Source organism: Glutamicibacter uratoxydans, assembly GCF_050753455.1.
GTDB classification, from domain to species: domain Bacteria; phylum Actinomycetota; class Actinomycetes; order Actinomycetales; family Micrococcaceae; genus Glutamicibacter; species Glutamicibacter uratoxydans_A.
In genome coordinates this window covers 1,323,942-1,345,339 of the sequence record NZ_CP192736.1, presented here as the reverse complement: position 1 = coordinate 1,345,339, position 21,398 = coordinate 1,323,942, and the positions used below count along the sequence as shown (strand labels likewise).

At 57.7% G+C, this 21,398-nt stretch carries 16 protein-coding genes, 2 tRNA genes and 1 pseudogene; 7 read left to right on the top strand and 12 right to left on the bottom strand.

The features are described from left to right. Positions 1–31: 31 nt before the first annotated feature. Positions 32–104, bottom strand: a tRNA-Lys gene (locus ACQQZ8_RS06145). Between the two features lie 669 nt (positions 105–773). Next, positions 774–849: transfer RNA gene (locus ACQQZ8_RS06140), tRNA-Lys, on the bottom strand. Positions 850–1,018: 169 nt separating this feature from the next. On the opposite strand from ACQQZ8_RS06140, the gene ACQQZ8_RS06135 reads away from it, so the two are divergent. The 5 genes and pseudogenes from ACQQZ8_RS06135 to ACQQZ8_RS06115 form a co-directional block, all read left to right on the top strand. Further along, a complete protein-coding gene (locus ACQQZ8_RS06135; RefSeq protein WP_431711798.1) occupies positions 1,019–1,954 on the top strand; it encodes a 2-hydroxyacid dehydrogenase in 936 nt (311 codons plus the stop codon). 180 nt (positions 1,955–2,134) lie between these two features. Next, complete coding sequence (locus ACQQZ8_RS06130) at positions 2,135–3,979, top strand: ABC transporter substrate-binding protein (RefSeq protein WP_431711797.1); 1,845 nt, start codon at positions 2,135–2,137, stop codon at positions 3,977–3,979. A 60-nt stretch (positions 3,980–4,039) separates the two neighbouring features. Continuing rightward, on the top strand, positions 4,040–5,533 hold the full coding sequence (locus ACQQZ8_RS06125) for a malate:quinone oxidoreductase (RefSeq protein WP_431711796.1): 1,494 nt from the start codon (positions 4,040–4,042) through the stop codon (positions 5,531–5,533). Positions 5,534–5,731: 198 nt separating this feature from the next. After that, positions 5,732–9,052 (top strand): efflux RND transporter permease subunit, encoded by a 3,321-nt coding sequence (locus ACQQZ8_RS06120; RefSeq protein WP_431711795.1) that lies wholly within the window; start codon positions 5,732–5,734, stop codon positions 9,050–9,052. 84 nt (positions 9,053–9,136) lie between these two features. After that, positions 9,137–9,482 (top strand): annotated as a pseudogene (locus ACQQZ8_RS06115) (hypothetical protein); the annotation flags it as partial. A gap of 230 nt (positions 9,483–9,712) precedes the next feature. Here the strand turns inward: ACQQZ8_RS06115 and ACQQZ8_RS06110 are convergent. After that, positions 9,713–10,441: a uracil-DNA glycosylase family protein gene (locus ACQQZ8_RS06110; RefSeq protein ID WP_431711794.1), complete on the bottom strand. Its 729-nt coding sequence runs from the start codon at positions 10,439–10,441 to the stop codon at positions 9,713–9,715. A 394-nt stretch (positions 10,442–10,835) separates the two neighbouring features. On the opposite strand from ACQQZ8_RS06110, the gene ACQQZ8_RS06105 reads away from it, so the two are divergent. After that, entirely contained in the window at positions 10,836–11,924 is a 1,089-nt protein-coding gene (locus ACQQZ8_RS06105) for an LLM class flavin-dependent oxidoreductase (RefSeq protein WP_431711793.1), read from the top strand. 20 nt (positions 11,925–11,944) lie between these two features. Further along, positions 11,945–12,412: a MarR family winged helix-turn-helix transcriptional regulator gene (locus ACQQZ8_RS06100; RefSeq protein WP_431711792.1), complete on the top strand. Its 468-nt coding sequence runs from the start codon at positions 11,945–11,947 to the stop codon at positions 12,410–12,412. Between the two features lie 53 nt (positions 12,413–12,465). On the opposite strand, the gene ACQQZ8_RS06095 is transcribed toward ACQQZ8_RS06100, so the two are convergent. The 9 genes from ACQQZ8_RS06095 to ACQQZ8_RS06055 all read right to left on the bottom strand — a co-directional run bounded on the left by ACQQZ8_RS06095 (position 12,466) and on the right by ACQQZ8_RS06055 (position 21,354). After that, positions 12,466–12,942: an SRPBCC domain-containing protein gene (locus tag ACQQZ8_RS06095; protein ID WP_431711791.1), complete on the bottom strand. Its 477-nt coding sequence runs from the start codon at positions 12,940–12,942 to the stop codon at positions 12,466–12,468. 90 nt (positions 12,943–13,032) lie between these two features. Further along, positions 13,033–13,806, bottom strand: a complete 774-nt coding sequence (locus ACQQZ8_RS06090) for an alpha/beta fold hydrolase (protein ID WP_431711790.1) — start codon at positions 13,804–13,806, stop codon at positions 13,033–13,035. Positions 13,807–13,877: 71 nt separating this feature from the next. After that, positions 13,878–14,390: a GNAT family N-acetyltransferase gene (locus ACQQZ8_RS06085; protein ID WP_431711789.1), complete on the bottom strand. Its 513-nt coding sequence runs from the start codon at positions 14,388–14,390 to the stop codon at positions 13,878–13,880. Between the two features lie 161 nt (positions 14,391–14,551). Beyond that, positions 14,552–15,436, bottom strand: coding sequence for a prephenate dehydratase (locus ACQQZ8_RS06080; protein WP_431711788.1), 885 nt, complete (start codon positions 15,434–15,436; stop codon positions 14,552–14,554). Positions 15,437–15,823: 387 nt separating this feature from the next. Beyond that, positions 15,824–16,960, bottom strand: coding sequence for a cysteine desulfurase family protein (locus tag ACQQZ8_RS06075; protein WP_431712151.1), 1,137 nt, complete (start codon positions 16,958–16,960; stop codon positions 15,824–15,826). Positions 16,961–16,965: 5 nt separating this feature from the next. Continuing rightward, positions 16,966–17,829 (bottom strand): carboxylating nicotinate-nucleotide diphosphorylase, encoded by an 864-nt coding sequence (nadC, locus tag ACQQZ8_RS06070; protein ID WP_431711787.1) that lies wholly within the window; start codon positions 17,827–17,829, stop codon positions 16,966–16,968. Continuing rightward, positions 17,829–19,424 carry an L-aspartate oxidase gene (nadB, locus tag ACQQZ8_RS06065; protein ID WP_431711786.1) on the bottom strand — a complete coding sequence of 532 codons (1,596 nt, stop codon included), beginning with the start codon at positions 19,422–19,424 and terminating at the stop codon, positions 17,829–17,831. The genes nadC and nadB overlap by 1 nt, the downstream gene beginning before the upstream one ends. Continuing rightward, positions 19,421–20,683, bottom strand: coding sequence for a quinolinate synthase NadA (nadA, locus tag ACQQZ8_RS06060; RefSeq protein WP_431711785.1), 1,263 nt, complete (start codon positions 20,681–20,683; stop codon positions 19,421–19,423). The genes nadB and nadA overlap by 4 nt, the downstream gene beginning before the upstream one ends. Next, positions 20,680–21,354, bottom strand: coding sequence for an NUDIX hydrolase (locus ACQQZ8_RS06055; protein ID WP_431712150.1), 675 nt, complete (start codon positions 21,352–21,354; stop codon positions 20,680–20,682). Before ACQQZ8_RS06055 ends, nadA begins: the two co-directional genes overlap by 4 nt. Positions 21,355–21,398 lie beyond the last annotated feature (44 nt).

Below are 21,398 nucleotides of genomic sequence, written 5' to 3'. Positions count from 1 at the left end.
ATCCGACCTGATAATTCAGATCGGATCACTGTGCGCCCCCCGGGACTTGAACCCGGAACCTACTGATTAAGAGTCAGTTGCTCTGCCAATTGAGCTAGAGGCGCTTACCGTTGCTGACTAGTCCGTTTCCGAACCCGTCCGTGCGACGGATATAATCATACGCAGGTTTTGCCCCAAAATAAAAATCGGGGGCAAGTACCAACACTTTACACAAAGACCCTAGTCAGATCCCTATATTTGGCAATTTTTGGGACTGATCGGCAAAATTCTCCAAGAATTCATACGTGGAGTGGCTCACAGGACACCTTCATCCCCGTCACCTCCGGCTTGTTGAATTCATATGCGCGGCACCGAAGTTCACCTACAAGCTGGCCTAATGGCTGCGGTGACTGGCACGCCATTTCATACCTCGGGTCCAGATAGTCACACAACGGTACCGGCGCAGGATTCTTGTTCACTTAGTTCCCGCCGTGCCCGGGCACTCAGGCCTGCTCCAAGATTGCGCACTTCCCCAGCACTTGCCCCAACGCAGGAACCCCAAAGGGAACGCCGTACGGAAAATATACACCGGAAAAGAAAATGGGCATCCATAACCAATCCGGCCGCTCAGCAAAATACCGGAATCACCAGTCGAATTCATTTACCGACGATGTGGGGACTATTTGGATGACCCGCCGCCGCATCGCTCCAACTGGAGGTCCCACTCACGGTAGCCATGCCTTCGGGCTCCGGGACAAATGAAAAAACCGACGAGATCAGATCTCGCCGGTAGTTGGTGCGCCCCCCGGGACTTGAACCCGGAACCTACTGATTAAGAGTCAGTTGCTCTGCCAATTGAGCTAGAGGCGCCCGTTGCGATGGTCTAGAAACTTGCGTTTCGCGCTTTCGCAACGAGATAAAACTCTACCAGTTTTCTCTGGTCACGCAAATCGGCGAGAGGGTTTTTCTGCGTGAGTTGGATTACACGACATGACTAGGGGTTCTACACACCTAGGCCGGTGCTGATTAGGGTGGGGTTATGACTGAACAACGCATCGTGTCCTTCCCTTCCGCCGAGCTACTCGAAGCCGCAGGTCCACTGCCGGAAAACCTTCGGGGTGTCGTATGGGATGTCAGCGATAGGCAGACGGAGGTGGAGGTGGAAGCCATCGATATCGCGGTGCTGCCTTATATGGCAGATCTGTCCCAATTACAGGGCATCCACCGCGCCACTAATCTCAGCCAAGTTCAAACGCAGACCACGGGCTATGACGGCTTCATCGAACTGGTCGGCGAACGAGCCAGCATCACCACTGCGGGAAGCGTTCATGCCGCGGCGACCGCCGAGATGGCTCTAGGCTTGGCCATTGCCTCCTTACGCGGATTCCCGGATGCGGTACGAAACCAAGCCACTGGCACGTGGGCGCCTCAGCGTTGGCCCGGGCTTGCCGACCGTACGGTGGCCGTCGTTGGGGCCGGTCGGATCGGGGATCAGATCCGGCGGCGGCTTGAATCCTTTGAAGTGAACCTGTTGCGCTTTGCTTCGTCATCGCGGAGTGACGAGCATGGTCAGATCCACAGCATTGCAGAACTTGGGAGTCTTGCACCTCAGATCGAGGTACTGATCCTGATTGTGCCGCTCACCGATTCCACCCACCATCTGGTTAATGCCGAACTATTGGCACTGCTGCCCGATGGTGCCCGGGTGATCAACGTGGCCCGTGGCCCGGTGGTGGATACCGAGGCGCTGACTCGGGAGGTAGCTTCGGGCCGGCTCTTTGTCGCTTCGGATGTCTTTGATCCCGAACCTCTACCGGCCGATCACGAGTTGTGGAAGCAGCCCAATGCGTTGATTCTGCCGCATAACGGGGGCAACACCGAGGCTTTCTTCCCGCGCATGGTGGCATTGCTTAAACGACAGCTGCAGGCATGGTCGGCGGGGGAACTCGGTGAGAATGTTGTGCATAGCCCGTGAAATGGGTAACCGTTCGGCCACAATTAGGGCGAGTCGGCGCTAGCTCTGAACCTGCTGCGTGGTGGGTGCGCTATCTTTGAGAAGATCCTCCCATGTCCGCTACACCGTATGTCGGTGTTGGCCGCGATATTCGGAGCACGCATCCTGTGACCATGTGACCTAGGAAGTCGAGCCAGAATCTTGTCATCTCATACCCCGCAACAGGTCTCTCGCCGAGCCGTACTGTCTGGATCTTTTGCGGCTCTCATGCTGGGTCTGACAGGTTGCACCGACATCACTCCCGAACCGGCTCCGGTTAGCGGCTCGCCCACGGGCGCTATCCCACCTCGAAAGCTCAAGTTCGCGGCCGCTGCCCCGGCGTTGTCTCTAGACCCGGCGGCCGCCGGGGATAACGATTCCTTCCGCGTGACACGACAGATTTACGAAACCCTGGTTTCCATCGATCCACAGACCGGCGGTCCAATGGCAGGTCTCGCCGAATCGTGGACCGAAAGTGAAGATGGTCTGCGTTACACCTTTGCGCTGCGTCGCGGCGTACGCTTCCACGACGGGACCGAATTCAACGCGCAAGCTGTGGTGGCAAACTTTGAACGCTGGCTTAACCTCAGTGCCGAGCAGCGGGAGAACGGCCTACAGGGCTTTTATCAGGTCTTCCACCACCTATCGGACGTCCCCGAACTACCCGAAGACAATCAGAGCGCTCAGGCTCCGCAGACCAACCCCAGCGAAACCAACGAAAAGCTGGAAGCTACGTTGGCTCAACAGGAGTCCCAGCTACAAGCCATGCGCATTCAGTTCGAAAGCGAACTGTTCACCGGTGACTCGCAAGGCGGCAGCGCCAGCTACTTCGAATCGGTGGAGGCACCGGATGAATTTACGGTGCAGCTCAACCTGCGCCGGCGCCTTACCGGAGTTATCGAAGCCTTCACCCTGCCGGGTTTGGCCATTGCCTCGCCTGCGTCGCTGAGCGGTGGATCCGCCGAGCAGCCCGTCCCACCATTGAATGAACTGCCAGTGGGTACCGGGCCATACCGTTTTGTGGAACACCAGGACAATCTGCTGCGATTGGAACTGAACGAGTCCTATTGGAATACCGCGCGGGTGACCAACAATCCGCAGCATCCGGAACGTATCGAAATTTCTTCGATTTCCCGGGCTCAGAACCGGCAGACGGCCCTATTGTCCGGGGATATCGATGCTTTTGACATGGTGTCGGTGGACATCTTGCGCACCTTAGTTCGCAATGCCCGGATGGTGGTCAACCGAGATCCTTTCTCCGTGCTGTACCTCGGATTGCACCACGGCGCCGCTTGGCTGGATAACCCCACCTTCCGCCGCGCCATCGCTCACGCCGTGGACAAGGGCCGATTAAGCCGCGAATTATTCATCAACGGCACCAAATCCGCGCAAGGCATTTTGCCCTCCACCTTCGGTGTGGAGAACCCGGACAACGTCATTTTCTATTCTCCGGATGAGGCCAAAAAGCTATTGGAGTTGATCGGATATGACGGCAGTCCGATCGACTTTGCCTACCCACGCAATGTGGCCCGGAACTACATGGCGCTACCCGAGCGGACCTTCGCGCTGATTGCCGAGGATCTAGCCGCAGTGGGGATCAAGGTCAATCCGGTCCCCATGGACTGGATCGAGGGTCAATACCTCCAGAAGGTTCGCAGCGAAGGATTCAAGGGACTGCACCTCTTAGGCTTCTCCGGCGCCTACCGCAACGAGGATGACTTTATCTCAGGTGTTCTCAGCGCAAAGCAATATGAGTTTGGTTACACCTCACCGCTGCTCGATGCTCAAATCCTGACCGCCCGCTCCATCCCGGTGGGCGAAGAGCGGACGGCCGCCTACCGCAGCATCCTCACCACACTGACTCACGATCTTCCGTTAGTCCCACTAGTATTTCCGATCTCCGCACTGGCTCTAGATGCCGCGGTGACCTTTTACCCATCTTCACCCGTTCTGGACGAAGTGTTTCTCGACATCAAACTCGAGCGGAACACTCATTTGACGGGTTGAGAATTTCTTATCCTTCACGTAATGGGTCTAGTCTGACCTAAGAGCAAAGTATCACTGTCGATGGAGATCCTCGTGCCTTCTGAAGCGTCAACCAAGAATTTTGACGTCGTACTTATTGGTGCCGGTATTATGAGCGCCACCTTAGGTACCCTCATCAACCAGCTTGAACCGAATTGGTCTATCGGACTATTCGAAAACCTGGATCAGGCGGGCGAAGAGTCTTCCTCCCCGTGGAATAACGCCGGAACCGGTCACGCGGCTCTCTGCGAGCTGAACTACGCTCCGGCTCAAGCCGACGGTTCGGTGGATCCCACCAAGGCCATTGGCATTAACGAGCAGTACCACATCTCCCGCCAGTTCTTCTCTTGGGCCGTGGAAAATCAGCGAGTGGGTGCACCAGAGAAATTCATCAACTCGCTGCCGCATATGTCTTTTGTGATTGGCCAGGATCATGCCACGTACCTCAAGACCCGCTACGAGGCTATGAAGGCACAGCCTTTGTTCGCCGATATGGAGTACACCGAGGATCTTTCCACCATTAACGAGTGGACCCCACTGGTGGCCCGTGGTCGCAGCGAAGCACAGAAGGTTGCCGCGTCCCGTGTTGTCGGCGGAACTGACGTGGACTTTGGCCGTCTGACCAAGGATCTAACCGCATCGCTGAGTGCAAATGGCACCGAGGTCAACTATGGCCATAAGGTTGTCAATCTTTCGCGTGAGGGTGCCGGTTGGCAGCTGACCGTCAAGAACAAGGCCACCGGTGCTAAGTTCAAGGTCAACGCGAAGTTTGTTTTCGTCGGCGCCGGTGGCGGCGCACTTCCACTGCTGCAAAACGCTGGTATCGATGAGATCAAGGGCTACGGCGGTTTTCCGGTTTCAGGTCAGTTCCTGCGTTGCACCGATTCCTCAATCAACGAACAGCACCACGCCAAGGTGTACGGCCAGGCGTCGGTGGGCGCTCCCCCCATGTCGGTCCCACACTTGGATACCCGTTTCGTGGATGGCAAGCGTTCGCTGCTCTTCGGCCCCTACGCCGGATTCTCGATGAACTTCTTGAAGTCCACCAGCCAGTTGGATCTGCCGCTCTCGGTTCGTCCACACAACATCATCCCGCTGTTGGCTGTGGGCAAGGACAATATGGCCCTGACTTCCTACCTGATCAAGGAAGTTTTGAAGTCCCGGGCCAAGAAGGACCAGACGCTGGCGGAGTACTTCCCCGAGGCCGATGGTTCCAAGTGGGAGCTGATCACTGCCGGTCAGCGCGTTCAGGTCATCAAGAAGGATGCGAAGAAGGGCGGCGTGCTGCAGTTCGGCACCGAAGTCATCACCTCCTCGGACGGTAGCATCTCAGGTCTGCTCGGGGCCTCCCCTGGCGCCTCCACGGCTACCCCGATCATGATTGGTCTGCTCTCGCGCTGCTTCCCGAAGCAGTTCGCTGGCTGGGAAGCCAAGCTGAAGGAGATCATTCCGTCCTACGGACAGAAGCTAAACGAATCCCCGAAGCTGTTGGCCGAAGTTGTCGCCAACACCGATAAGGTTTTGAAGCTGAAGTAAATCCACGGAGTACCCTCGGCCCGTTGCACCAGTTGCTGGTGTAGCGGGCCGATCGTGTTTTCCGGGATCTTCTCCGGTAGGCTGTGCCAAAATTCACGGTGCCAAATCAACTTCAATTCTGTTGTTGGTTGCCAACGAACTAGGATTAAGGTGTAAGCCCCTTTTTCGTTTCCGCGATACCTCTAGGACTTCAACCGTATGCAGCGTATGGCCCAGCTCTCGCTGAAAAACCGAGCTCTGATCGCTCTGATCACGATCTTCTCGGCAATTTTCGGCCTGATATCGATGAGTTCCCTCAAGCAGGAACTCATCCCTTCTCTAGAATTCCCGCAAATCTCCGTGATCGCGGTACAACCCGGGGCTAGCCCTGAGGTTGTCGACGAGCAGGTAGCCAGACCACTGGAAACGGCCATGCAGGCGGTAGAGGGCCTGGAGTCTTCCTCTGCCACCTCACGCACCAATATGGCCACCTTGTCGCTGATGTTCGAGTATGGCACCGATATGGATCGGGCGCGTTCCCAAGTGGAGCGAGCCATTGCCAATGCACAGAGCCAGCTGCCCGAGGATGTGGAACCCACCAGCTTTGCCGGATCGGTTTCTGACCTTCCCGTGGCCTACCTCGCCGTGGCATCAGATGATTCACTAGAGAAGCTGCATGACGACGTTGAGCGCATTGCTCTGCCCAAACTGCGCAAAATCGACGGAGTACGTGAAGCGGCGGTATCCGGCGGTTCACCCCAGCACATTCTGGTGCTGCCCGAAGACAGCGAGTTAGCTCAGGCCGGTTTGACCGTTGCCGATCTTCAGGACGCCATTGAGAATGCCGGTTCCCCGCTACCGGTGGGAACACTGAACACCGATGGGATGGAGCTACCGATTATCGCTGGCTCGGCCCCGGATAGTTTAGAGACGATCCGCCAGATCCCGGTACAGACTGACACTGGCCCGGTACTGCTGTCCGAACTGGCCGAGGTCTCCATCGAGGCGGATGAGGCCACCAGCATTACCCGCACCAATGGGGATGAAACGCTCTCAATCTCCATTACCAAGACCCCCGCCGGTGACACGGTAGCGATTTCTCATGCGGTCAGTGAAATGATCTCGCAGCTGGAAGCCGAACTGGGTTCCAACGCCACGATCACCACTGTTTTCGATCAGGCACCGTTTATTGAGCAGTCCATCGAGGCGCTGGCCACCGAAGGCCTATTGGGTCTGGTGTTTGCGGTAATCGTGATCCTGATCTTCTTGTTCTCGATCCGCTCCACGCTGGTCACCGCAATTTCGATCCCGCTATCCCTGATGGTCACCTTCATCGGTATGCAGACCTTCGGGTACACGCTGAATATGCTGACCTTGGGCGCGCTAACCATCTCCATTGGCCGCGTGGTGGATGACTCGATTGTGGTGATCGAGAATATCAAGCGCCACCTGTCATACGGTGAGGCGAAAAAGGACGCGATCCTCCTGGCCGTGCGCGAAGTGGCCGGTGCCATCACCTCGGCCACGCTAACCACCGTAGCGGTGTTCCTGCCGGTTGCGCTCGTAGCCGGAATGGCCGGAGAGCTCTTCCGTCCGTTCGCCATGACCATGACCATTGCGCTGCTGGCTTCGCTCTTGGTCTCCTTGACCATTGTGCCGGTGCTGGCCTACTGGTTCCTCCCCCACCGTCCCGGTACCGGGGTTGCGAAGACCGCCCACACCGCCGAGGATAAGGGTCTGCTGCAGCGCTCCTATGCCCCGGTGCTGCGCAAGACTCAGAAGCATCCAGTGATTACCCTGCTGGTGTCGGTGCTGATCCTGGCCGGTACGGTGGCCATGACCCCGCTGCTGAACACCAACCTCTTTGGCGGAACCGGCGAGAACTCCTTGCAGGTCACCCAGAAGCTACCTTCGGGCACCGCATTGGACACTACTTTGGAAGAAGCAACCAAGGTGGAAAGCGTCCTGGCTGATGCCGAGGGTGTGCAGGACGTTCAGCTGACCATTGGTAGCTCAGGGGATGCCATGAGCGCCATGATGGGCTCCTCCGGCGCGGATACTGCTAGCTTCACCGTGATCACCGATCCAGAGATGGACCAGGAAGCCTTGGCTGATTCGCTGCGTAATCGCATTGATGAGCTTGGCCTGCCAGATAATCAGGACATCACCGTGGCCTCGGGTTCGGGCATGATGATGTCTTCGGATGTCACCGTTGAAGTCAGTGCCCCGCAGGAAGAGATCCTCGCCGAAGCAACCGCGACGGTTCGGGAGCAACTGAGCTCCGTCGAGAACACCATTGGCATCACCGATAACCTCTCCGAAAAGCGCGAGCAGGTCACCGTGGATATCGATGCTGAGAAGGCTGCTGAGGTTGGGTTGACCGAGACTCAGCTGGCTGGAATGGTCGCTTCCCAGCTCTCTCCAATCCCTGCCGGTACGTTGCGGATCGACTACACGGATCTAAGCATTAATATCGGTCAGCCAGACCAGCTCACTAGTGAAGAGCAGCTGCGTGAACTGCAGATCCCGACTGCCACCGGCATGATGGAACTGCAGGACATCGCCGAGGTCAAGATCGCCGAAGTCTTGCAGGTGGTCACCACCTCCAATGGTGAACGTGTCGCCACGGTGAGCGTGACACCACGAGCTGACCAGCTCGGTACGGTCTCCGCAGACATCACCAACTTACTTGAGACTCTGGAACTACCCGAAGGTGCCAGTGCCGAGCTCGGTGGCGCTGCGACCGAACAGGCCGAATCCTTTGAACAGCTGTACCTCGCACTGCTGGCCGCAGTAGCGATCGTGTACGTCATCATGGTGGCCACTTTCAAGTCACTGGTTCAGCCGCTGGTGCTCTTGGTATCCATTCCATTTGCGGCGACCGGTTCCATTGGCTTACTGCTGCTCACCGGTACCCCGCTGGGTCTACCATCATTGATCGGCATGCTGATGCTGGTCGGCGTAGTGGTCACCAACGCGATCGTGCTGATCGACCTGATTAACCAATACCGGTTGAAGACACCGGAACGTGATGCCATGAGCTTGGAGGATGCCATTACCCATGGTGCACGCCAACGTTTGCGCCCAATTCTGATGACCAGCGCGGCGACGATCTTCGCGCTGATCCCCATGGCTTTGGGTATTACCGGACACTCCGGGTTCATCTCGCAGCCGCTGGCCATTGTGGTGATTGGTGGTCTGGTAACCTCAACCCTGCTGACCCTGATTCTGGTACCGGTGCTCTACCGACTGGTGGAAAGCCGCAAGGAGAAGAACGCCGAACGTCGCGAGGCAAGACTGAACGCCAAGTACGGTGTGCCGGCAGCGGTGGGAGCACATGCTCCGGCGAGCAATGCCGACGCCGCAGAAGCAGACACCGGTGTCACGCCGGTGCTCACCAAGGCGAAGAAGACCGCCAAGCGCGCACAACACAGCGATTCAGAACTGATCAATCCGATGACCGGACAATTACCGGTCAGCCGCAAAGAACGTCGGGAGATCGAAGAAATGCTGAAGAAGGACAAACCCGAAACAGAATAGTGGTGCAGTAATGCACGAACCCCATGAGTGGTAGTCGGTCAGACTAAGCGTCTCATGGGGTTCTTCTTTGCCTATTGGGTTGCGGCGACGGTGAAGATGCTGTGGTTGGCGATCTGCAATATCGAGGACAAGCGGGTCTGGTGAACGGTGCAAGGATACTCAGAGGAAGGGCCGTACCCCTTGGGATAGTGCCGGATCGAATCTAGTTAAAAGAGCCGGAACAAAGGGCTGGAAACAGGCACTGTTCCTCTCGGTGTTCGAGTCCATCCGTTTCGGTATGACTAGCCGTAAGTACTATGACCGGAAAGAAGCCCAGAGTAAACACAATAGCCAAGCACTCATCGCGTTGGCTCACCGGCGGAATACGGTGCTGTTTGCGATGATCCGGGACGGTTCACCCTATGACGTTCAAGAGTTGAAAATAGCTTGACACGGATTGAAGGGACACCTCGTGGCACTCGCATCAGAGGTAGCCGGGTTGCTTTTAACGGTTTTATGAACTCTATGACAAGCCCCGGCACCAGTTTTCGGGAACTCCCTTGAAAGACTCTTGCACGGTTAGCCGACGGGGGCCGTCGAACCATATCCTCACTCTAAGAATCGGTGAAAGCAAAGCGCCCCAAAAAGCTGATGCGCATATCGACGCTCTAAACGTTACTGCTACTTATTTAAGTGCCACGGCGGGGTCGGCAACGCACCGAGCTTCGCTTTCACCTCTTCGTCATACATCCCCCATGCGATTTCATCCAAGCTCTGCGAGCTGAACGCAGCGACCTTATACACCGTTTCGTAGAACTCGACCCAGTCCTTCGGCAACACCCTTTTGAACACCGGCTCAGTCTGGATCCTATAAACTTCGCGCCCTAGCTGTTCGTAGACGGGACGGGTCTGTTCAGCTGCACCATAAGGGTTCGGAGTGATGAACACGCGCGCACCCCAACTGGTCAATTCATTTTGTAGTCCAGGGCGTTCCAGCTTCTTCTTCCGCAGAAGGCGCATGCCGGCATGCCGGTAAATGCTGATCACCAAGCGTACATCCCGGTCTGCAAGTTTTCGCTCGAACTCCGGCAAGGATTCCACGAGCTGTTGCTCACTCACATCCTTCTCCCCCACTGTCGGAGCTTTCACTAGGTCTGTGAAACCGATGCCCCTAGCTAGGAGAGCATCATCTAAGTGCTCGCCCCCTAGCAGCTCTGGGGCGAACATGGCCGAGGCGACCCGCTTCAGCATCTGCTTCCCATTGCGTCCCTGATAGTAGTGGCCCGCATCCACGCTAGGCGGAGCCGGGTTAAGACCGGCAATCACAATCTCGATCTCACCGTCAGGCCATAAATCAGCCAGCGTCAGCTGACCATCCGGCAACACTTCCTGATGCCCAATTAAAGTCATAATTTTCCCCACTTCACTGATGCAATGATCTTCTTCAATCTAGGATCGCATCTCCTGCCGGCAAACAACGGATACCCAAGCCATCGCCCGCCGACGACGGGAGCGACCTTACCAACCAAGTTGACGAAACTCTGCTCAGTGACGTCCTTATCATCAGCTCAGACCAGCCCGTGGCTCACATGCCATCAGAGAGGATCCTGCGGCTCTACTTGGCTGGAACGAATAAGTCTGCGTCTTCAGTAAGGCACGGCCACAACACACAGTCACGTACAAATGCGGGGCCAGAACCAGCAGGGGGGAATATTTGACGCATCAACTTGTTTTAACATGCATACGCATATAAATTGGTAGTGGCGCGAACCCGTCAATACCTCGGTAAGTTTCAAGGAGCACCATGCAGTTCGGAGTCTTTTCCGTCAGTGACATCACCCGTGACCCCACCACCGGTCAGGTGCCCACAGAGAAGGAACGCATTGACGCGCAGGTAGCCATCGCCAAGAAGGTCGAAGAGATCGGCATGGATGTCTATGCCATCGGCGAGCACCACAACCGCCCATTCTTCTCCTCCTCCCCCACAACCACGCTGGCGTACATCGCCGCCCAGACCGAGCGCATCATTCTATCTACCGCAACCACCCTGATCACCACGAATGATCCGGTGAAAATCGCGGAGGACTTCGCAATGTTGCAGCACCTGTCCAATGGGCGGGTGGATCTGGTCCTTGGCCGCGGCAACACGGCACCGGTTTACCCTTGGTTCGGTAAGAACATGCAGGACTCGGTGAATCTGACAATCGAGAACTACAACCTACTACGCCGCCTGTGGGACGAAGACGTGGTGAATTGGGAGGGCCGTTACCGCACCCCGCTGCAGAACTTCACCTCCACCCCGCGCCCACTTGATGACGTAGCGCCATTCGTGTGGCACGGCTCCATCCGCACCCCACAGGTGGCAGAGATCGCCGCTTACTACGGTGACGGATTCTTTGCCAACAACATTTTCTGGCCGAAGGAGCACTACCAGCAATTGATCGGCCTATACCGTGAACGCTACGAACATTACGGTCACGGCCGCGCGGATCAAGCCATCGTAGGCCTGGGTGGCCAGTTCTACATGGCAAAGACCACCCAGCAGGCAAAGAGTGAATTCCGCCCATACTTCGACAATGCCCCGGTATATGGTCACGGCCCATCACTCGAAGATTTCACTGCGCAGACCCCGTTGACCGTGGGCTCGCCCCAGGAAGTCTTGGAAAAGACCCTGACCTTCCAAGAGTTCTTTGGCTCTTATCAGCGTCAATTGTTCCTGATTGACCACGCTGGTTTGCCGCTGAAGACCGTGCTGAACCAGCTGGATATGTTCGGCGAGTACGTACTGCCCGAACTGCGCAAGGAAATGGCTTCCCGCGCGCCATCTGACCTCACCCCAGCTCCAACTCACGCAGGTCGTCTCGAAGCGAAAAAGGCTAAGATTAGCGGGTAAAGAACGAGCTGAGGAGCCCCGTGCCACAATCTGAGAAAGCTTCGGTGCCGGCAACGGCGAAGAACACCATCGAAGCCTGGGAAGCACTTTTTCGCGCCCAGGTTTCGGTGATGCGCCATCTCACTGCCATGCCGGAGTTCAAGCGACTCTCGCTACGCGAATATGACGTGCTGTTCAATCTGCGCAACTGCCCGGGCGGGAAGTCACGTTTGGTGGATCTGAATAAGCATCTGCTGATCTCTCAACCGTCATTGAGTCGCATGGTGACCCGGTTGGAGGAGCGCGGGTTGATCTTCCGGATCACTGATCCTGCGGATCAGCGCGCCATGATCCTCTCACTGACCGACAAAGGGTTGGAAGTACAACGTGATATTGGGCGTGAACATGTCCGACACTTACACGACCTCCTTGGTGCCGCCCTCAGCGAAGAAGAGTTCGACCAACTGCAGCACTTATGTTCAAAATTGCGCGCAGCCGTCGAAGCCTAAGAATTACCTTGCGGCTTGGTTAGCCGCGATGAGGGGTTCTACAAGGTGCAGAATTACTTATAGAACCCTTCACGTAGGTTGATTCCGTATTCCATCCACGCTTTCATGGCCGCGAGCATGCTCGCCCACCCTTCGCAATTATCGAAAGCGGCACTCGCTCCGGCTTTGGTGGGTTGCCACGAAAATTCGCTAATGCTGACCTTTGTTCGCGCTCCGGCATCAACGGACGAGAATTCGAAGAGCACGCGGTTAAGCCGACTATTATCGACCGTGTGATTGCCAGCCCACGTAAATTCGAGCCGATGTGGGCGTTGTGCGTTGATAACTTGTACTGGGAAGGCTCCGGGAAAGTCATGGAAGTCCCAGCTCACTTCTGCCCCGGTTTCCATCCGTCCTTGGGCACCCCCGGTAGTGAAATACTTCGACAGTTGTTCCGGGTCGGCTACCGCTTCATAGACCAGATCTACCGGTTTGGAAATATGCCCCGACACGGTAAAGGTCAATTCGTCGATGGAATCCTCTGAGCTCATAATCCATGGAAACAGTTCCCCCTTACCCTCGGCAAGAGGCACTGCTAAGAATTTCTTACCCGCGAGCTATACGGATTTCCTCACCGCGACTTAGGCCGCGGCACGATTAATCAACCGCGCGGCCACTTGTCCCTGTGTAGGCGTCAATTCGTGCGGCCCACGTGTAGTCTTCAGCCGGATCATTCGCCTATTCTTGATACGCACCTGCACGGTATTGCGCCGAATAATGAAGAAATCCAAGATCCCGTTAACGAAGAGTGCGGGGATTTTCAGCTTCTCTGCTTGCTGGTAGGACTCGTACTGCATGATCGAGTTTTGCAAACTCTTGCGGTAGGCCGGCCAGGTTTCTTCGGTGATTTCCATGCCCTTAATGAACGGGACGTATTCCTCGGCAAGCTCTCCCCCAGCTTGCACCGGCTCCGGTGACCTAGAGACGAGATCGAAAAGCGAAAAATATAGGCCTTCGGAACGCAGTAACTTTCGCAGGCGGCTAGCTCGTGGTTCGCGACGGTATAACGGTGCGCCGAGCAAGACCAGACGATTGACCAGTTCGGGTGAGCGGGTCGCCAAATCCAGAGCCACATTGCATCCCATGGAATGCCCCACAACCACTGCGTCTTTTACACCCAGAGATTCCAAGGTGTTAGCCACAGCGCTGGAATGATCCTTGAGGGTGTAACGCACATCTGGTTTGGGTGCATCTCCGAAGCCCAACAGGTCTACTGCGATCACCCGCTGACGGGTGAAATCTAGGTATTCGAGGACGAATTCCCAGCTGTGGTGGTTATTTCCTAAACCGTGTAATAACACCACGGGTGTTCCCTGACCACGGTCAAGCTTCACCGGCAACAAATAGTTCGTCATGATGACCATAGGATAGCAACGCTACTACTCAAGTGGCTATCTGATCGCTCAGCTCAGAATGTGATGACCCGCTAGCAACCGAAGGGTTCGGAGTAGCGGTAAGCCCCGGTGGGGAGCGTTTGCGCGTTCAGTACCTTGACCATGAAGTGCTCTCCCCACCCTTGGTCCGAGGGTGTGATTCCGTGGGCGCTGGCTGGCTCATAGCCGAAGCGCCGGTAGTAGTCGATATGCCCAAGAAGGACAATCCCAGGTAGCTCCCGTTCCTTGGCCCGGTCATGAATGGCCTGCATGAGGATCGAGCCTACGCCTCGCTGCTGATACTCGGGCGCAACGGCTAACGGACCCAAGCCCAATAACCGATGTTTACCATCCAGGGTTCCCCAACTGGCGATCACGTGACCGATCACCACGTTTTCGTCGAGGGCGACTAGAGAGAACTGTGGGTCGTAGTCTTGGCAGGTAAAGAGCTTTTGCAGCAAACCCACTTCGGGCGGTTCGATAGTTTGATCCCCCGAGGCGAATGCTGCGTGGACTACGGCATAGACACCGGCCCTGTCATCAAATTCTTCCTGCCGAACTTCCATGCAGGCTAACCTACCAAACTCAGGTGAATCCCGGCCACGCCGAATCCACCCTGAGTAACATATAGCTAGCCCCTGACATGGGTGTTAGGAAAATTTCTGGCTCTTTGCCGACTCCCCGAGGTTCACCGTGAGCGCAGAATGCTCTCCCGCATGGACCCTGGTTAGCGGTTGGAAGCGCCAGCGAATTCGCGCTGATCGGAGGAGTCGAGCTGACGGTGCGGGTGTGCGGGATATACACCGAGGATGGTGACCTCGGAAGTAAAGAAGGCGAGCTCTTCCAAAGCCAGACGCACCGGTTCATCCTGTGGGTGACCTTCAATATCTGCCATGAATTGGGTGGCGGTAAACCCGGATCCGACCATGTAGCTCTCTAGGCGCACCATGTTCACCCCGGTGGTGGCAAAGCCACCCAAGGCCTTGTACAGAGCGCTAGGAATATTGTTGACCCTGAATAGCAGGCTGGTCATGACCGCACTGGGTAGGTCTTCGCGCGTTGGAAAGTCCTGTTTGGGGGCCAGAACAACGAACCGGGTGGTATTCGTTTGGTCGTCTTCCACGCCCTGAGCCAAGGTCTTCAACCCATAGATTTCCGCGGCGCCCGGAGGGGCAAGGGAAAGCTTGGTGGGATCATTCCATTCTTTGATTTCACGAGCTGATCCGGCGGTATCTCCGGTCACCATGGGAGTGAGTCCCAGGGAGTTGGTCAGCCCGCGGCACTGTCCCAATGCGTGGACGTGACTATACACTTCCTTGGCATCCTCGATACTCGCCTCGGGTAGTCCCAGTAAATCAAAACGGATCCGCAGGAAGTGCTCATCAATGATCTGCAGATCGGATTGCGGCAACAACGTATGAATGTCGGCAACTCGTCCAGCGATTGAATTCTCGATCGGGATCATGGCCAACTCCGCTTCACCCGAACTCACCATCGCCAATGCGTCTTCGAAACGCGCGCAGGGTACCGGCACCATCTGTGGGTACTTTTCGGTGCAGGCGATACTCGAATTCGAGCCCGGTTCACCCTGATACGCAATTTTCTGACTCATGATCTCAATCCAAGTGGTGGTTCTTCGCTACGCCGCGTCAGCTATTCCAACATCCGCTACGGGTTGTGCCCACACTTACGTTCATCGGTTCAGGCACCCAGTCAGTGTAACGAGGCGGTGCCCACCTCACCGAAATGATGAAGTTTAAAGTTCATCATTCGCCGGTGGCATACCGGCACGGATTATCCTTTGTCCCTCGTCGACCGATCTAGATTTCTCAGCGAGCGCGGAAGCACGTCGACTAGGAATCCTTCGATATTGAATTCCGTTTCTGGGACGGTTCTCTCCAAGAAGCCGGACGGCTGGGGATGGACGACTACAACGATTACCGAGCAACCTCATACCTGATTCCGAGTGAACGAACCGCCAAAACGACAACACGGTCACTTAGCCGCCAAGCAACCCGCTCACGGCAGTGATGACAGCGGTGGCAACCTGACTGATCTCGTTTTCTTTCAAGGAGCGGGTAAAGGACAGTCGTACCGCGGTATGGGCTAATTCCGCCTCGTATCCCATGGCGGTGAGCACCGGGGAAGGATCCGTGGAGCCAGCAGCACAGGCCGACCCGGAAGAGCACAACACGCCGCGGCGTTCCAGTTCGATCAGTACGGTCTCCCCCGCGGTGCGCGGGAAGACGAAGGAGACAATGCCTCCGACACGTTGTTCCGGATGACCGGTGAGTTGCACCGCGCCGGGGAACTTGTCGTTCAGTTGGCTGGTGATTCGTTCGATCAGGTAGGAGGCATAGGATTCGGCGGCCCCGGCCTGGCGCTGCTCGGCGATCAGTTGCAGCGTTCGGGCGATTCCCACCGCTGCGGCCGGGTTTTCGGTTCCCGAACGAACACCGCGCTGCTGTCCCCCACCGTGGAGCAACGGCACCAGTTCGCTCGCGGCACTGGCGTAGAGCACTCCGCTACCTTTCAAGGCACCGATCTTGTGCCCGGAAATACTTAGCGCATCAACTTGTGCCGTCAATTCGCTTAAATCCAGCCACCCGGCGGCCTGCACCGCATCGGTGTGCATATACGCACCGGCTTCACGCGCCAGTGCGCCAAGCTGCGCGATCGGCTGGACGGTACCGACCTCATTGTTCACTGCCAATACTGAGACCACTGCGGTGTCCTGATCGATCAGCTGTGCGGCATGCGCTAAATCCACTAGGCCTTGGCGGTCTACACGGATCTGTTCGTGGGTGAAACCGTGGTATTCCACCAGATATTTGGCCGCTTCGCTCACCGCAGGGTGTTCGATCTCGCTGGTAATGATCTTCTTCCCGCGTGGTGCGGCCAGTGCCGCTCCAATAATCGCCAGATTATCCGATTCGGTCCCGCCGGAGGTGAAGTAGATTTCGTGCTCCCCCACCGCGAGTTCCTCGGCAATGACGTGGCGGGCCCAGTCCACGGCACGTTCGGCATTGCGGCCCAGTTCGTGGCGTGAGGCAGGGTTACCGAAGTCGTGGGTGAGCAGCGGCGAGATCACATCTAGTACGCCCTGATGTGTTGGTGCGGTCGCCGCGGCGTCCATATAGATCACTCGATGACCACATCCAATCCCAGATCAATGGCGGCGACCGAATGGGTGATCGCGCCCGAAGAAATAATATCTACCCCGGTTTCGGCGATCTCAGCTACCGTCCGAGCCGAGACGTTACCGCTAGCTTCCACCATCGCTTGACCATCAATGAGTTTAATCGCGGCGGGGATATCTTGGGGTGCGAAGTTATCGAGCATAATTACATCCACACCGGCCGCAAGCACGGCAGGGATTTGGGAGATCTCATCGACTTCTACTTCCATGGCGGTGGTGTGCCCCAGTTGGGAACGCACCTGTTGTAGTGCGGCGGTCAGCGCCTGACCTCCACCGAGCAGCGCCAAGTGATTGTCCTTGGCCATGAACGCGTCAGAGAGATTATCGCGGTGGTTCACTCCCCCGCCACAACGCACCGCATAGCGTTCTAAGGCACGTAACCCCGGGGTGGTTTTCCGGGTATCGGCGATCCGCGCCTTGGTGTGTGCCACACGTTCAACCAATACGGCGGTGGCGGTGGCAATAGCACTCATACGCTGCAGGAGGTTCAGTCCCACGCGCTCGGCCGTAAGAATGCTTGCCGCCGGCCCGGTGACCTCGATCAGGCGATCGCCAACCCTAAAGGGCTGCCCGTCAACCAGCAGGTGGTTCACCTCGATACGTTCATCCACCTGGTGCATAACCCGAGCAAAGACCTGCGCCCCGGCCAGCACACCGGGTTGCCGGGCCACCACGGCGGCGGTCGCCCGGGCTTCGGCGGGCAGAATCGTTCCGGCAGTAATGTCCCCGCGCGGGCAGTCTTCGGCGAGCGCGTTGGCCACGATCTGATCGATGACGCGCTGTGGTACTGGGTGGATCTGCTTCATCAGGCGAATATTTCCTTCGCTTCGTCGGTGTGTTGTCGTTCGTCGGTGGGGCTCAGTTGCCAGCTGGTGCGTTCGCCGGTTCGGGGTTCGGGATTCTCTACCCGGTAGTGGGCGCCTAGGCTCTGAGTGCGTGCTAAAGCCGCATGAGCGATCAACCGGGCCACTAGTAGGAGGTTTTCCAGCTCGGCCAGTGTTCGCTCATCAGCGGCCTGCGCGGTGGATGCGTCCAACCGCGCGATCGTTTGCTGCAGGGCGCTTGCCTCGCGGTACACGGCCAGTGTTTGAGTCGCAATCCGTTGTAGTTCGGGCAAGTCGATGGGTTTACCTGTCCTAGCTGCCGGCAATCGGCGACTGTCGGTGGGAGGAAGGTCGGCATGCTGGTCCGCGCTATCGGTGAGCATCGCCCGGATGGCGCGCCGGGCGAAGACCATGGCGTCCAAGAGCGAGTTACTGGCCAAGCGGTTCGCTCCGTGCACGCGCGAATTAGCGCATTCCCCGGCCGCATAGAGTCCCGGCAGGGTGCTGCGTCCCTCCAGATCGGTGAGCACCCCGCCCATCAAGTAGTGCTGGGCCGGGGTCACCGGGATCTGGTCGGCAGCAAGATCCAGCCCGCAGGCTGCTAGCCGGGCGGTGATCGAGGGGAAGCGTTTGGCCAGGAACCCGGTACCTTGCGCCGCTTCGACATGTCGTGCGTCAAGGAATACTTGATACCCAGCCAACTGCTGTGCATGGATGGCCCGGGCGATCACATCGCGTGGGGCGAGCTCGGCGCGCTCATCGATCTGGAGCATGAACCGTTCACCGGCATCATTGATCAGCCACGCACCCTCCCCGCGTACCGCTTCACTGATCATCCCGACTCCGGGATACTTCACGGGGTCCACCATGGTGGGGTGGAATTGTACGAATTCTAGATCCGAGATTGCCGCCCCCGCCCGGGCTGCCAAGGCGATCCCATCTCCGGTGGCACCTGCCGGGTTGGTGCTGCTTTGGTACAGCTGTCCGATCCCGCCGGTAGCGACCAATACCGCATCTGCGGAGCGAACCTGTTGCTGCCCATCACGCAGGTATCGCACTGCGCTGACACGTCCTTCGCGCACGCACAGTTCGGTGGCCATGGCATGGTCAATGATTTCTAGGGCTCCGGCCTCTTGTTGGGACCGGCAGGCGGCACCCAGGGCATTGACGAGCCCCTTACCGGTGGCATCCCCACCGATATGCAAGATCCGGTGCGCACTATGCGCAGCTTCCAACCCGAGCTGATAGTTCTTGGCTGGATCCCGGTCGAAGTGCACACCCAGGGCTTCAAGGCGGGTGACCAAGTCCGGGGAATCCTGGCATAGGGTGCTGACCGCGTGTGGGGCGCAATGTCCGGCTCCGGCGTTCAAGGTGTCACTCACATGGGCTTGCACCGAATCCCCACGAGAGACCCCCAGAGCAGTAAGCGCACTCAGCCCACCTTGCGCCTCACCGGTGTTGCCTGCCCCCAGCTCAGCTTTGGTCAGCAGGACCGGGTGCACCCCGTGCGACACCGCTTCCAAGGCGGCCAGCATCCCGGCCGCCCCGGAACCGATAATGAGAAGTTGCCGGGTCATGGCCGGGCAGCCAGCATCCGCTCCAAGGCGATCTTGGCATCGCCCTGGTCGCTGTCGGGCACCTGAATCCGATTAACAATCCGACCTTCGACCAGTTCTTCAAGCACCCAAGCCAGGTAGCCGGGGTGGATCCGATACATGGTGGAGCATGGGCAGATCACCGGGTCCAGACAGAAGATGGTGTGCTGCGGGTACTGCGCCGCCAACCGATTGACCATATTGATCTCGGTACCGATAGCAAAGGTAGTCGGCTCGGTGGCGTTAGCGATCGCCTTTTGGATGTAATCGGTGCTGCCAGCCTCATCCGCGGCGTCCACCACTTCCATCGGGCACTCGGGGTGCACGATCACCCGCACATTGGGGTGCTCGGCGCGCGCCTTGTCGATCTGGGCGGTGTTGAAACGCTTATGCACCGAGCAGAAACCATGCCAGAGAATCACCCGAGCATCACGCATGGTCTGCTCCGCATTGCCACCCAAGGCCTTGCGCGGGGTCCACATCGGCATTTGTTCCAAGGGCACACCCATGGCCTTCGCCGTATTCCGGCCCAAGTGCTGGTCAGGGAAGAACAGCACTCGCCGGCCCCGCTGGAAAGCCCATTCCAACACGGTCTTGGCATTCGAAGAGGTACACACCAAACCACCATTACGGCCCACGAACGCCTTCAACGCCGCCGAACAGTTCATGTAAGTGACCGGAATGACCGGGGCTCGCCCGTCATCCTCCTCGTCCTTGTACAGTTCCATCAACTCATCCCAGCACTGCTGCACACTGGGGGTATCAGCCATATCGGCCATTGAGCATCCGGCAGACAAGTTCGGCAAGATCACCGCCTGCTCAGCCTCGGAGAGCACGTCAGCGGTCTCGGCCATAAAGTGCACCCCGCAGAACACAATGTATTTCGCGTCCTTCTTGGTCAGGGCGGCATTAGCCAGTTGGAAGGAATCGCCCACAAAATCGGCGTATTTCACCACTTCGTCACGCTGATAAAAGTGCCCGAGCAGCACCACATCATCACCCAGCGTCTCCTTGGCAGCACGAATCCGAGCATCAAGTTCCGCATCACTGGCATCAATGTACTGTTGCGGAAGCTTCTGCTGTCGTGGATAATCGCCCGGAACCACATCCTGCTCTGAAGCCCCGGGACCGTAACCAGCCGGGGTATCCCACGGGTTACTCGATAAGCCTGAGGAGCAAGTCGATCCCGGCGCTTTGAGGGTCAACCGGGTGACGGTGGAGGAAAAAGTCTGTGTACTCATAGTGTGGTGTCTACTTCCAGTGGGTCATGGCCAGTACCCGCATAGCGGTACAGCCGCGGTGGTCGGTGTTGGCCCCCGGCAAGATATTCGTCGGTGGCCGCAATACTGTCGGTGGCTTTGAGTTGGCGGCGAAAGTTTGCCGGATCTAATTCCTTGCCCAAAAGCGCCTCATAGACCGAACGTAGCTGAGCGAGGGTGAAGCGCTCGCCGAGTAGCCGGTGGGCGATCTGCCCGTATTCGACTTTGTTGCGTAGCCGCCAGAGCGCGTAGTCGATAATTTCTCGGTGGTCGAAGGCCAGCTGGTTCAGTTCGCGGTCATTGACAGAGAACCAGGCAACGTTGTCGTCTTCCACGGTGGCACCAACCTGTTGTTCGGTGACGAGTGCGAAGTAGCCAATGGTCACAAGGCGTTGAGTGGGTGAGCGGTCCGGGTCCCCGAAGGTGTAGAGCTGCTCCAGATAGCTTGGACGCAGTCCCGTCGTTTCGGCCAGCGTGCGGGCTCCAGCTGCACCCAGGGATTCCCGAGCGCCCACCGGCCCACCGGGTAGTGCCCAATGCCCGGCGAAGGGCTGGCGGATGCGGCGTACCAACGGCAGCCAGAGTTCCGCCCGGCCTTGCGCGTTGGGCCGAATCCCAAAAATCACGGTGGATACGGCCAGTGCCGGCGGCATGTTCCGCCGCTCGGCAACGTTGGCGGATCCTAGGGGCAGGCTCA